12 protein-coding genes and 1 pseudogene are annotated in these 13,061 nt (G+C 66.3%); 12 read left to right on the top strand and 1 reads right to left on the bottom strand.

Features of this window, described 5'->3' with window-relative positions; all coding sequences use genetic code 11:
• Positions 1-168: 168 nt before the first annotated feature.
• From purH to E5673_RS01790, 3 genes are all read left to right on the top strand, one after another.
• On the top strand, positions 169-1,731 hold the full coding sequence (gene purH / locus E5673_RS01800) for a bifunctional phosphoribosylaminoimidazolecarboxamide formyltransferase/IMP cyclohydrolase (RefSeq protein ID WP_136188714.1): 1,563 nt from the start codon (positions 169-171) through the stop codon (positions 1,729-1,731).
• A 267-nt stretch (positions 1,732-1,998) separates the two neighbouring features.
• The gene (locus E5673_RS01795) at positions 1,999-2,337 is read left to right on the top strand and encodes a P-II family nitrogen regulator (RefSeq protein WP_056053652.1); all 339 of its coding nucleotides are present in this window, start codon (positions 1,999-2,001) and stop codon (positions 2,335-2,337) included.
• Positions 2,338-2,348: 11 nt separating this feature from the next.
• Positions 2,349-3,713 (top strand): ammonium transporter, encoded by a 1,365-nt coding sequence (locus E5673_RS01790; protein WP_136188713.1) that lies wholly within the window; start codon positions 2,349-2,351, stop codon positions 3,711-3,713.
• A 132-nt stretch (positions 3,714-3,845) separates the two neighbouring features.
• On the opposite strand, the gene E5673_RS01785 is transcribed toward E5673_RS01790, so the two are convergent.
• The gene (locus E5673_RS01785; protein ID WP_136188712.1) at positions 3,846-5,240 is read right to left on the bottom strand and encodes a helix-turn-helix transcriptional regulator; all 1,395 of its coding nucleotides are present in this window, start codon (positions 5,238-5,240) and stop codon (positions 3,846-3,848) included.
• Between the two features lie 100 nt (positions 5,241-5,340).
• Here E5673_RS01785 and E5673_RS01780 point away from each other — a divergent pair, with 100 nt between their 5' ends.
• The 9 genes and pseudogenes from E5673_RS01780 to E5673_RS01740 all read left to right on the top strand — a co-directional run bounded on the left by E5673_RS01780 (position 5,341) and on the right by E5673_RS01740 (position 13,040).
• Positions 5,341-6,867 carry an acyl-CoA carboxylase subunit beta gene (locus E5673_RS01780; protein WP_136188711.1) on the top strand — a complete coding sequence of 509 codons (1,527 nt, stop codon included), beginning with the start codon at positions 5,341-5,343 and terminating at the stop codon, positions 6,865-6,867.
• Between the two features lie 59 nt (positions 6,868-6,926).
• Positions 6,927-7,211, top strand: a complete 285-nt coding sequence (locus E5673_RS01775) for a hypothetical protein (RefSeq protein ID WP_136188710.1) — start codon at positions 6,927-6,929, stop codon at positions 7,209-7,211.
• Positions 7,208-7,423, top strand: a complete 216-nt coding sequence (locus tag E5673_RS01770; protein ID WP_133020237.1) for a hypothetical protein — start codon at positions 7,208-7,210, stop codon at positions 7,421-7,423. Before E5673_RS01775 ends, E5673_RS01770 begins: the two co-directional genes overlap by 4 nt.
• The gene (locus E5673_RS01765) at positions 7,420-7,923 is read left to right on the top strand and encodes a hypothetical protein (RefSeq protein ID WP_136188709.1); all 504 of its coding nucleotides are present in this window, start codon (positions 7,420-7,422) and stop codon (positions 7,921-7,923) included. The genes E5673_RS01770 and E5673_RS01765 overlap by 4 nt, the downstream gene beginning before the upstream one ends.
• Entirely contained in the window at positions 7,920-8,345 is a 426-nt protein-coding gene (gene mce / locus E5673_RS01760) for a methylmalonyl-CoA epimerase (RefSeq protein ID WP_136188708.1), read from the top strand. Before E5673_RS01765 ends, mce begins: the two co-directional genes overlap by 4 nt.
• 10 nt (positions 8,346-8,355) lie before the next feature.
• A complete protein-coding gene (locus E5673_RS01755; RefSeq protein ID WP_136188707.1) occupies positions 8,356-9,141 on the top strand; it encodes an enoyl-CoA hydratase-related protein in 786 nt (261 codons plus the stop codon).
• Positions 9,142-9,292: 151 nt separating this feature from the next.
• Positions 9,293-11,569 (top strand): methylmalonyl-CoA mutase, encoded by a 2,277-nt coding sequence (gene scpA / locus E5673_RS01750; protein ID WP_136188706.1) that lies wholly within the window; start codon positions 9,293-9,295, stop codon positions 11,567-11,569.
• A gap of 128 nt (positions 11,570-11,697) precedes the next feature.
• Positions 11,698-12,687 (top strand): annotated as a pseudogene (gene bioB / locus E5673_RS01745) (biotin synthase BioB); the annotation flags it as partial.
• Entirely contained in the window at positions 12,678-13,040 is a 363-nt protein-coding gene (locus tag E5673_RS01740; protein WP_136188705.1) for a lysozyme inhibitor LprI family protein, read from the top strand. The pseudogene bioB and the gene E5673_RS01740, both read left to right, overlap by 10 nt.
• Positions 13,041-13,061 lie beyond the last annotated feature (21 nt).

The raw sequence follows: 13,061 nt of genomic DNA, 5'->3' as shown, positions 1-13,061 counted from the left end.
CTAACCGGGGACGGCACTCCGTTATTGCCACCTTTCCACTGGGACCCCGGCCTCCGCCGGGGCGGAACTACCTTTGTTGAGTGGATCGACAGAGCAGAGGAGCCCTGTTCCCCAACGTCAACCAACGCTAAGGCACCGCCGCACGGCGACCCCCGACGAAAGACCCTCATGACCAGCATCCCGATCAAGCGCGCGCTCCTGTCCGTCTCCGACAAGACCGGGATCGTCGATCTCGGCAAGGCGCTGGCCAGCCACGGCGTCGAACTCGTCTCGACCGGCGGCACCGCCACCGCCCTCCGCGCCGCCGGCTTGGACGTCCGCGACGTGAGCGAACTCACCGGCTTCCCCGAAATGATGGACGGCCGCGTGAAGACGCTCCACCCGATGGTGCACGGCGGCCTGCTCGCGGTGCGCGACGACGCCGGCCACGCCGCCTCGATGGCCGAGCACAAGATCGGCGCGATCGACCTCGTGATCGTCAACCTCTACCCGTTCGAGGCGACCATCGCGAAGGGCGCCGACCGCGACACCGTGATCGAGAACATCGACATCGGCGGCCCCAGCATGGTGCGCTCGGCGGCCAAGAACCACGCCTATGTCGCGATCGTCACCGACCCCGCCGACTATGCGCTCGTCTCCGGCGGCACGACGACACTCGACGACCGCAAGAAGCTCGCGGCCAAGGCCTTCGCCACCACCGCCGCCTATGATTCGGCAATCGCGACCTGGTTCGGCACGGTAGATCAGGCCGAGGAATTCCCCGCCACCCTGCCGATCACGCTCAAGCGCGGCGACACGCTCCGCTACGGCGAGAATCCGCACCAGTCCGCCGCCTTCTACACCGCAACCGGCAGCGTCCGCGGCATCGGCCAGGCCCGCCAGCTCCAGGGCAAGGCGCTCAGCTACAACAACCTCAACGACGCCGACGCCGCGCTCGAACTGATCGCCGAATTCCGCGACGCCGAACCCTCCGTCGTGATCGTCAAGCACGCCAACCCCTGCGGCGTCGCCACCGCAGCCACGCTCGCCGAAGCCTACGCCGCGGCGTTCGCCTGCGACACCGTATCGGCGTTCGGCGGCATCATCGCCGTAAACCGCACGCTCGACGCCCAAACCGCCCGCCAGATCACCGGCATCTTCACCGAAGTCGTCGTCGCCCCCGATGCCGACGAAGGGGCGATTGCGCTGTTCGCTGCCAAGAAGAACCTCCGCCTGCTGCTCACCGGCGACCTCCCCGATCCCGCGCGCCTCGGCTTGACGGCAAAGTCGATCGCTGGCGGCTGGCTCGTCCAGGGTCGCGACAACGGCACGCCGGGTGAGTTGAAGGTCGTCACCAAGCGCCAGCCGACCGAACAGGAACTGATCGACTGCCGCTTCGCCTGGACCGTCGCCAAGCACACCAAGTCCAACGCGATCGTCTACGCCAAGGACGGCAGCACCGCGGGGATCGGCGCGGGCCAGATGAATCGCCTCGAATCCGCGCGCATCGCCGCATGGAAGGCGAAGGACGCGGCAGAGAAGGCCGGCTGGTCCACCCCGCGCACGATCGGCTCGGCAGTCGCCTCCGACGCATTCTTCCCGTTCGCCGACGGCCTGCTTGCAGCGGTCGAGGCCGGGGCGACGGCGGTGATCCAGCCCGGCGGTTCGATCCGCGACGCGGATGTCATCGCGGCGGCGGACGAAGCCGGCCTCGCAATGGTCTTCACCGGCATGCGCCACTTCCGCCACTGAGTTCGAAGACCGCAACGCTTTAACCGTTCCCCCGCGAAAGCGGGGGCCCAGGACCACAAACGGCATCGTTCGTGACCCTGTTCTCCCGCTTTCGCGGGAGAACAGCAGGTGGGGTCGGCCTGCCTATTAATCGGGCACCCGCACCGCGCTGCACAAGTTTTAACCGCAAATTCACCTCTGCCCGCCCCCCGAACACACCCCACGCCTCCACACCGCAACTGGCACGCACATTGCGAGGCACCTCCCGTAACAAGGGGAAGGGGCGCGATGAAACTCGTCATTGCCATCATCAAGCCGTTCAAGCTCGACGAGGTGCGCGAAGCGCTCACCACGATCGGCGTGGCGGGCATGACGGTCACCGAGGTCAAGGGGTTCGGCCGTCAGAAGGGCCAGACCGAGATCTATCGGGGGGCCGAATACAGCACCAACATGGTGCCGAAGATCAAGATCGAGGTGGTCTGCGCCGCCAGCCTGTCCGACCGCGTGGTCGAGGCGATCCAGGCATCGGCGAACACCGGCGCGATCGGCGACGGCAAGATCTTCGTGCTCGACGTCGGCCAGGCAGTGCGGATCCGCACCGGCGAAACCGACGATTCAGCGCTCTGAGGGGGGACGAGATGAAGCATGATTTGAAGAAGGCCGCCGTCGCGGCTCTAGGGTTCGGCGCGACGATGATCGGAGCCGCACCCGCCTGGGCACAGGCCGCAGCCGCACCGGTGGTCGCGCCCGTCGTTGCTACCGTGAACAAGGGCGACACCGCCTGGATGATGACCTCGACGATCCTCGTCCTGATGATGATCCTGCCCGGTCTCGCGCTGTTCTACGGCGGCCTCACGCGGTCGAAGAACATGCTGTCGACCATGACTCAGATCGGTGCCGTCGCGGCGCTCGCGATGCTGATCTGGGTGATGTGGGGCTACACGCTGGCGTTCGGTCCGGACGTGACCAACCCGCTGCTCAGCAACTTCATCGGCAGCTTCGACAAGGCATTCCTGAAGGGCGTCACGCCCGCCTCGCAGGCGGCGACCTTCACGGCCGGCGTCGAGATCCCCGAATATGTCTTCATCTGCTTCCAGATGACCTTCGCCGCGATCACCATTGCACTAGTCCTGGGCTCGGTCGTCGAGCGCATGAAGTTCTCGGCGGTGATGGTATTCGGCCTGGTCTGGCTGACGATCGTCTATTTCCCGATCGCGCACATGGTGTGGGCATCGAGCGGGTATTTCTTCAAGGCAGGCGCACTCGATTTCGCCGGCGGTACCGTGGTCCACATCAACGCCGGCGTCTCGGCGCTGGTAGCCGCCCTGATCCTCGGCAAGCGTATCGGCTACCCGAAGGAGCCAATGGCACCGCACTCGCTGGTGATGACCGGCATCGGTACCGGCCTGCTCTGGGTCGGCTGGTTCGGCTTCAACGCCGGCTCGGCGCTCGAGGCGAACGGGTCTGCCGCACTCGCGATGCTCAACACCTTCGTCGCCACGGCTTCGGCTGCCTTGTTCTGGATGCTTGCCGAGAAGCTCTCGGGTCACAAGGGTTCGGCTTTGGGCTTCTGCTCGGGCATCGTCGCCGGCCTCGTCGCCGTCACACCGGCCGCGGGCAACTCCGGCCCGTTCGGCGCCATCGTCCTCGGCGCGATCGCCTCGCTCGTCTGCTTCATGGCAGTGTCGAAGCTCAAGCCGATGCTCGGCTACGACGATTCCTTGGACGCCTTCGGGATCCACGGCATCGGCGGCATGATCGGCGCGATCGGCACCGCGGTGGTCTACGCCCCGTCGCTCGGCGGGCCCGGCGCTGCGGACTATGCGATGGGCGCCAAGCTCTTCGTGCAGCTCCAGGCGGTGATCGTCACGATCATCTGGGCCACGATCGGCACCACGATCGCGATCTACGTCGCCAAGGCCGTCACCGGTCTGCGGGTGTCGCCGGAAGTCGAGCATGAGGGTCTCGACATCGGCGAACACGGCGAGCGCGCTTACAACTAATCGGTAGCGGGCCAGTCGAGCCCGCACCCACGACGTTCCTCCTGCGGACAACCTTAGCCCGGTGTGGAAACACACCGGGCCTTTTTTGTCCGTCGACCGAAGTGGTACTTCGGTCGAGTTTAGAGGGGTGGGCTAAACCACTTCGTACGGCACGGCGCCGCGGCGGTCGGGATCGACCCGGATCTCGCTGGCAGCCGGCGGAAACGCGCGCTGGTCGCAGTCGGTACGCAGGCAGATGCGGCATGACGACCCGATCGGCGTCGCAATGCCTCCGGTCCCCAGCGCGTCCGCATAGATGAACTCCGACGCGTTCGCCTCTTCGCACCCCAGCGCCACCGCATAGCGCCGCGCCGGTCGCGTGTACGTCTCGGACGGCTTCACCAGCCCCTTCGCCATCGAGACATAGCGGATCCCGTCGGTCGTCTCGATCAGCTGCGTCAGTATCCGGTCGGGGATCGCCACCGCCTCGTGGACGATCCACAACGGACACGCCCCCCCGAACCGTGCGAACTGCAGGCGCGTGGCGGAGTGCCGCTTGGTGATGTTGCCGGCCATGTCCACGCGGCAGAAGAAGAACGGGATGCCCAGCGCGCCCGGTCTCTGCAACGTCGAGAGCCGGTGACACGTCTGCTCGAAACTCGTCCCGAAGATCCGCCGCAACCGGTCGATGTCGTGGCGGACGCTCCGCGCCTCCGTCCGAAAGCGCGTATAGGGCATGACTATCGCCCCCGCCGCGTAATTGGTCAGCCCCGCGGTCAGCAGTGCGCGCGCCGTCTCCGACGCCATCTCCGACGCTGCGACGATCCCGCCGATGACGTCGCCGAACTCATGCCGTGCGACTTGGTGCGCGAGGGAGAAAATGGTGGTCTCGCCCGGCTGCGATCCGTCCAACTGCAAGGTCGCGCCATCGTAATCGCGCAGCGGTGCGGCAAGCGCGCCCGAGATCGCGACCGACACGCCGCGCGCGGCAAGCCTAGCCTCAAGCGACGCGATCCGGTCCGCCCCCAAAGTCTCGCCGATCTCCTCCGCCCGCCGGTCGAGCGCATCGACGTAATTGCCGGCCGCATGAAACCAGTCGCGCACGTCCTCCCACGGCAGCAACCCCGGCGCACCGGACCCCGCCACCAACCGGTCGTCCAGCGCGCGCAACTGCTCCTGCGCGCGCCGATACGCGTCGTGCATCGCGACGAGCCGCTGCGCCAACAATGGCTGGTGCTTCACCGCGCGCCGCACCGCGGTCTCGTCGAGCGCAGGTGCCTCCACACTAGTGTCCGACACCGCCTCCAGCGTCGCGATCAGCAACGCGGTATCGTCCGCCGCGTCGATGCTCCCCCAATCCGCCGGAAACTCGCGCGCCAGCGTGATCAGCACGCCCTCCGTGACCGGGCGGTCGCCATTCTCGATCTGCGAGAGATAGCTGACCGACAGGCCGATCCGCGCCGCCATCGCCGCCTGGCTGATTCCAAGGACGCGGCGCAGGTCGCGCAGGCGGTGTCCGACGAAGAGGCGACGAGCGGGCAAAGTCATATCCCCGCCTAGTTTGCAAACATGCCCCGGACAAGTTTGCAACATTGCATTTGCGCATCGCATCCCGCTCTGTGAAGGCAGTCAGCAGGACGGAGAGACGATGTCATCCACGATCGAAGAGCTTGAACGCCGCCGCGAAGCCGCCAGAGTCGGCGGGGGCCTCAAGCGGATCGCAGCGCAGCACGCCAAGGGTAAGCTCACCGCGAGGGAGCGCCTTGACGTGCTGCTGGACGAGGGATCGTTCGAGGAGCTCGACATGTATGTCGAGCATAACTGCGTCGATTTCGGCATGCAGGACCAGATGATCCCCGGCGACGGCGTGGTCACCGGCTCGGGCACGATCAACGGCCGCCTCGTCTTCGTCTTCAGCCAGGATTTTACCGTGTTCGGCGGCTCCCTCAGCGAACGTCACGCGCAGAAGATCTGCAAGGTGATGGACAGCGCGATGAAGGTCGGCGCGCCGATCATCGGCCTCAACGACAGCGGCGGTGCGCGCATTCAGGAGGGCGTCGCCAGCCTCGGCGGCTATGCCGAAGTGTTCCAGCGCAACGCGCTCGCGTCGGGCGTTGTGCCGCAGCTCTCGCTGATCATGGGACCTTGTGCTGGCGGTGCGGTCTACAGCCCCGCGATGACCGACTTCATCTTCATGGTGAAGGATTCAAGCTACATGTTCGTCACCGGCCCCGACGTGGTCAAGACGGTGACCAACGAAGTCGTGACGCAGGAGGCGCTTGGCGGCGCGGTGACTCACACCACCAAGACGTCGGTCGCCGACAACGCGTTCGAGAACGACATCGAGGCCTTGTTGGCCGCGCGCGACTTCTTCGATTTCCTGCCTGCGTCGAACCGTGAAGGTGTACCTGAGCGCCCGACTGCGGACGAATGGGACCGGATCGAGGAGAGCCTCGACACGCTGATCCCGGCGTCGGCGAACCAGCCCTACGACATGCACGAGCTGATCCGGAAGACCGTCGACGAGGGCGATTTCTTCGAGACGCAGCCGGCACACGCGGCCAACATAATCACCGGGTTCGGCCGGATCGAAGGCCGCACGGTCGGCTTCGTCGCGAACCAGCCGATGGTCCTCGCCGGCGTGCTCGACATCAACAGCTCGAAGAAGGCGGCGCGGTTCGTGCGCTTCTGCGATGCGTTCGAGATCCCGATCGTCACCTTCGTCGACGTCCCCGGCTTCCTGCCCGGCACCGCGCAGGAGCATAACGGCATCATCAAGCACGGCGCGAAACTGCTGTTCGCCTATGCCGAGGCGACCGTGCCCAAGATCACTGTCATTACGCGGAAAGCCTATGGCGGCGCGTACGACGTGATGGCCTCGAAGCACCTGCGCGGCGACCTCAACTATGCATGGCCGACCGCTGAGATCGCGGTGATGGGCGCGAAGGGCGCAGTCGAGATCATCTTCCGCGGCAAGACGCCGGAAGAGATCGCGGAACGTACCGCGGAATACGAGGCGCGCTTCGCCAACCCGTTCGTCGCCGCGTCGAAGGGCTTCATCGACGAAGTGATCCAGCCCCACTCGACCCGCCGCCGCATCGCGCTCGGCCTGCGGAAACTCCGCGGCAAGGCGCTGGAGAATCCTTGGAAGAAGCATGACAACATCCCGCTGTGATCCAGCGGCTTGTTGCATGATGGTAAGCACATTATCATGTCATGCGAAGGAGTCGTGACATGCAGACCGAACGCGTGACGTTTCTGACTACGCCCGACCACAAGGCCGCGCTCGATGCGTTCGCGGCGAACAGCGGCATGTCCGTCGGCCGCGTCGTGCGTGAGGCGACGATGCGGTATATCGCGACACCGGCATCGCGTGACGAGGAAGCCGCGTTGGCATTGCTCGCGCCGGAGATCGAGGCCGCTGTCGACGACATGAAGATGTCCATCCAGTCGATGCGGGAGAATATCGCGCGCACCTGCGCTGTGGTCGATGCGGTGTTGGCGGGCGGAAGGCCGTGAGTGCGGGTGAGAAAGCATTTGGCGTTTTCAAGACGATCCTGACGCTGAAGGATCAGCTCGATGGTCTCGATCGAGACGTCGCTCAGCTTGGCGGGCGGCTCGCGGGTCTTGCCGGTGCGCATGGTGATCTCCGCGATCGGGTGTCTCGCTTGGAAGGGGTGATCGAAGGCGCTGCAATGGCGGCGGCCCAGCAGCGGAGGATCGAGGGATGATCGCGTTTCTTCTGCTTCAAGCCGCAGCCGTGGCGGCACCTGCACCGACCTGGAAGCTCGCAGATCGCACCAATCAGGCGGGCGTGCGCAGCATCTCTGCATCGGTCACCGGCAATGACGGTCTGTCGCGCTTCGTCGTAAAGTGCGACGTGGCGTCCGAGCCGATCGTCTCGATCCAGTTCATCCAGCCGCAGCCGCTCGGGTCAGGCGCGGACAAACCCGTCGCGGTGCGCTTCGATGGCGGGCCAGCATTCACTTACAACTGGCAGTTTCCAGGCACCGGCACCTACGTCACCGATCCCGAGGCGATTACCAGGCTGACCACGTTTCTGGTAAAATCGAAGACGGTACGGGTCGAGACCACCAACGGCGCGAGCTTTGCGGTGCAGGCGAATTTCGTCGCGCCGACCAGTGATGCGATGATTCGGCAGGTGCTCGGTGTGTGCGGTTACACGCTAGGTGTCGTTCCCACGCCGCCACCACCGAAGGATGCGCAATGACACTGGGCCGCCTCAACCATGTCGGGGTCGCGACGCCGTCGATCGCGAAGTCGGTCGAGACTTATCGCCTGCTGCTCGGCGCGACCGCGATCGGCGAGCCGTTCGACCTGCCGGCACAGGGAGTGAAGGTGTGCTTCATCGATGCGCCGAACACGCAGATCGAACTGATCGAGCCGTATGACGAGAGTTCGCCGATCGCAGGCTTCCTGCGCAAGAACCCGGCAGGCGGGCAGCATCATGTCTGCTTCGAGGTCTCCGATATCGCCGCCGCGGTCGCCGACCTGAAGGCGAAAGGCGCGACTGTGCTGGGCGAGCCGCGGATCGGCGCGCATGGCACGCCGATCGTGTTCGTGCATCCTAAGGATTTCGGCGGCATGCTGGTCGAATTGATGGAGACGCCGGGCGATACCGGCGCGCACTAGGAGAGATCTGATGGCCGCGTACGAGCATATCCTGAGCGAACGGCGCGGCGACGTGCTGGTACTGACGCTCAACCGGCCCGACCGGCTGAACGCCGCACCGCCGGCGATGTTCGAGGAGTTGCGCGCGGCGCTGGGCGACCTAGATGGCGCGCGGGCGGTGTTGATTGCGGGCGCGGGCCGTGCGTTCTGCTCGGGCGCTGATGTCGGTGGTGGCGCGCTTGGTTCGGACAATCCGGGCGAGACGACGTTCGCGGCCCTGACCGGCAGCTACAATCCGACGATGACGGCGCTCGCCGACCTGTCGGTGCCGGTGGTGAGCGCAGTGCGCGGGCCGGCGGCGGGGATCGGCTGCAGCCTCGCGCTCGCCGCCGATTTCTGCGTCGCGAGCGAGACCGCGTATTTCCTCCAGGCGTTCGTGAATATCGGGCTGGTGCCGGACGGTGGCGCGTCGTGGATGCTGCCGCGGCTGATCGGCAAGGCGCGGGCGACCGAGATGATGATGCTTGGTGAGCGCGTGCCGGCGGCGAAGGCGCTCGACTGGGGAATGGTGCATAAGGTCGTCGCGGACGACGCGCTCGCCGCCGAGGCGTTCGCCTTGGCTGAGCGACTGGCGGCGATGCCAACGATCGCGCTCGGACTGATGCGCCGGGCGATTACCGCGGCGTACGAAACGGATTACGCAACCGCGATGCAGGCCGAGGCAGCCAACCAGCGCGATGCGCGCGGGTCTGCGGACTCGATGGAGGGCGGCCGCGCGTTCCTGGAGAAGCGCAAGCCGGTGTTCACGGGCAAATGACCTCCGCCTCCGACACCACCCCGGCGGTTATAGCCACCACCCCGGCGGAGGCCGGGGCCCAGTTGGGCAACGACCCATTGGCTGGTGCTGCGCTCAATTACTTCGACCTTTCCAATTGGGCCCCGGCCTTCGCCGGGGTGGTGTTTTAAGCATGACCGACAAGCCCGAATCCGCCCCAACCCTCGCAGACTGGCAGGCCGCCGCTACCAAGGAAGTCAAAGGCGCCGACCTCACCTGGCCGACCCCCGAAGGCATCGACGTCAAACCGCTCTACACCGCGGAAGACGTGCGCGAAGACCCCGGCCTCCCAGGCTTCGCCCCCTTCACCCGCGGCGTCCGCGCGTCGATGTACGCCGGTCGCCCGTGGACGATCCGCCAATACGCCGGCTTCTCCACCGCCGAAGCCTCGAACGCGTTCTACCGCCGCAACCTCGCCGCCGGCCAGAAAGGCCTGTCGGTAGCGTTCGATCTCGCCACCCACCGCGGCTACGACAGCGACCACCCCCGCGTCACCGGCGACGTCGGCAAGGCCGGCGTCGCGATCGACTCGGTCGAGGACATGAAGATCCTCTTCGACGGCATCCCGCTCGACAAGATGTCGGTCAGCATGACGATGAACGGTGCGGTGATCCCGATCCTCGCCTTCTTCATCGTCGCCGGCGAGGAGCAGGGCGTCGACCGGAAACTGCTCGACGGGACCATCCAGAACGACATCCTCAAGGAGTTCATGGTCCGCAACACCTACATCTACCCGCCCGAGCCGAGCATGCGGATCATCTCGGACATCTTCGGCTACACCAGCCGCGAGATGCCCAAGTTCAACAGCATCTCGATCAGCGGCTATCACATGCAGGAAGCGGGGGCGACGCAGCTCCACGAGCTCGCCTTCACGATCGCCGACGGCATGGAATACGTCAAATACGGCGTCGCGTCCGGGCTCGACATCGACAAGTTCGCCGGGCGCCTGAGCTTCTTCTTCGCGATCGGCATGAACTTCTTCATGGAGATCGCCAAGCTCCGCGCCGCGCGCGTCCTCTGGCACCGCGCGATGACGCAATTGGGTGCGCAGGACGAGCGCTCGAAGATGCTGCGCACGCATTGCCAGACAAGCGGCGTCTCGCTCACCGAGCAGGACCCGTACAACAACGTCATGCGCACGACGATCGAGGCGATGGCGGCGATGCTCGGCGGCACGCAGTCCTTGCATACGAACGCGCTCGACGAGGCGATCGCGCTGCCGACCGACTTCTCGGCACGGATCGCGCGCAACACGCAGATCGTGATCCAGGAAGAGACCGGGATGACCAAGGTCGTCGATCCGCTCGGCGGCAGCTATTATATCGAGAGCCTGACGCAGTCGCTGGTCGACGGCGCGTGGGGCCTGATCGAGCGGATCCAGTCCGAAGGCGGGATGGCGAAAGCGGTCGCGGCAGGCTGGCCCAAGGCGATGATCGAGGAAGCCGCGGCTGGGCGGCAGGCGCGCGTCGATCGCGGCGAGGACGTCATCGTCGGCGTCAACAAGTACAAGCTCGCCGAACAGGACTCGATCGAGATCCTCGACGTCGACAACGTCGCGGTGCGGGCAGGCCAGATCGAACGGATTGAGCGGGTCAAGGCCACGCGCGACGAAGCCGCGTGCCGGGCCGCGTTAGATGCCCTCCGCGAAGGCGCGCGAAATCCTCCCCGGAACGGGGAGGGGGACCATCCGCAGGATGGTGGAGGGGGCGTCCCACAAACGGACCCTCTCGCGGAAGCCCCCCTCCGTCAGCCTTCGGCCGACACCTCCCCGAATCGGGGAGGATTTGAGAACAATCTCCTCGCGCTCGCCGTCGACTGTGCCCGAGCCCGCGCCACGCTCGGCGAAATCTCGTCGGCGATGGAGGACGTGTTTGGCCGCTACGGCACGCAACCGACCCCCGTCTCCGGCATCTACGGCGGCGCGTACGAGGACGATGCCCGCTGGACCCGCCTCACCAATGGCGTCGAGGCCACCGAGCGCCGGCTTGGCCGCAAACCCCGCATGCTCGTCGCCAAGATGGGCCAGGACGGCCACGACCGCGGCGCCAACCTCGTCTCGTCGATGTTCGGCGACCTGGGCTTCGAGATCGTCCCCGGCCCACTCTTCCAGACTCCCGCCGAGGCCGCCGCGCTCGCGCTCGAAAAGGACGTCGATATCGTCGGTGCCTCGTCACTCGCCGCCGGCCACAAGACGCTGATCCCCGAGCTGATCGGCTACCTCCGCGAGGCGGGCCGCGCGGACATCAAGGTGATCGCGGGTGGCGTTATCCCCGCACAGGACTATCAGGCGCTGCGCGATGCCGGGGTCCAGGCGATCTTCGGCCCCGGCACCAACCTGATCCAGGCCGCCGAGGACGTGTTGAAACTCCTCGGCCACAACATGGCCCCGCAAGAGGAAGCCGCCGAATGACGACCACTACGCTGATGTCCCCCTCCCGCTCGCGGGAGGGGCTAGGGGAGGGCAGTGCCGCAAACACTGCCGCCGCCGCTTCCGGACAGCCCCTCCCCCGACCCCTCCCGCAGGCGGGAGGGGAGTCTAGAACCGACTGGACGCGCCCGGAAATCGCCGCGCTGTTCGACCTCCCGTTCGACGAACTCATGTTCCGCGCACAGACCGTCCACCGCGCGCACCACGCGATCGGCGAAGTCCAGCTCTGCACTTTGTTGTCGATCAAGACCGGCGGCTGTCCCGAGGATTGCGGCTATTGTTCGCAGTCCGCCTCGTCCGACTCCGGTCTCAAGGCGGAAAAGCTGATGGACGTCGACGCGGTCCTCGCCGACGCCGCGCAGGCCAAGGCCGCCGGCTCGCAGCGTTTCTGCATGGGCGCCGCGTGGCGCAACCCGAAGCCGCGCGACATGCCGAAGGTCGTCGCGATGGTCGAGGGCGTCCGCGCCATGGGGCTCGAGACGTGCATGACGCTCGGCATGCTCGACGCGGACCAGGCCAAGCAGCTCGCCGACGCCGGCCTCGATTACTACAACCACAACATCGACACTTCCCCGGAGAATTACGGCAACGTCATCACCACGCGGACCTTCGGCGACCGGCTCGAGACGCTGGCGAACGTGCGTGACGCTGGGATTTCGGTCTGCTGCGGCGGGATCGTCGGGATGGGCGAGACGCGCAGCGACCGCGTCGGCTTCGTCCACGCGCTCGCCACGCTGCCGCGTCACCCCGAAAGCGTCCCCGTCAACGCGCTGGTCCCGGTCAAGGGCACGCCGCTCGGCGACATGCTCGCTGGCACGCCGATGGCGCAGATCGACGATATCGAGTTCGTCCGGACGGTCGCCGTCGCACGCATCACGATGCCGCTGAGCATGGTGCGATTGTCTGCGGGCCGCGAGAGCATGTCCGAGGCGACCCAGGCGCTCTGCTTTATGGCCGGCGCGAACTCGATCTTCACCGGCGACAAGCTGCTGACCACCGGCAACGCGGGCGACAGCGCGGATGCGACGCTGCTGGCGAAGTTGGGGATGAAGCCGATGGTCGGCGCGGAGCCGATGCGGGAGGCCAAGACATGCTGCTGATTGCACTCCTGATGACTGCGGCTGCTCCGATGCAGTCGCAGGCGACGATGAACGCGTCCGCCGGTACGAGCTATGCTCGGGCGGATGCGGCAATGACTGCGCAGTGGAAGCGGACCTACGCCTATATGAAGGGTCGCGACGCGCAGGATGGGTCGCGCGGCGGCGGGTTCGGCTACGCGGCCGCGCTGCTGGAGAGCCAGCGTGCGTGGCTCAAGTTCCGCGATACGCAGTGCGTGATCGAAGGCGGGCAATATGCCGGCGGTTCGGCACAGGGCATGACGATTGCCGGGTGTCGGACCGACCTGACGCAGGCCCGCACGAAGCAGCTCAAGACGATGATTTGGTACCAATAACCAGTCCGCACCCGGACCGCG

Source organism: Sphingomonas sp. PAMC26645 (assembly GCF_004795835.1).
Classification (GTDB): Bacteria; Pseudomonadota; Alphaproteobacteria; order Sphingomonadales; family Sphingomonadaceae; genus Sphingomonas.
The sequence above is the reverse complement of the archived record's forward strand: the minus strand, read 5'-3'. Positions and strand labels throughout refer to the sequence as shown.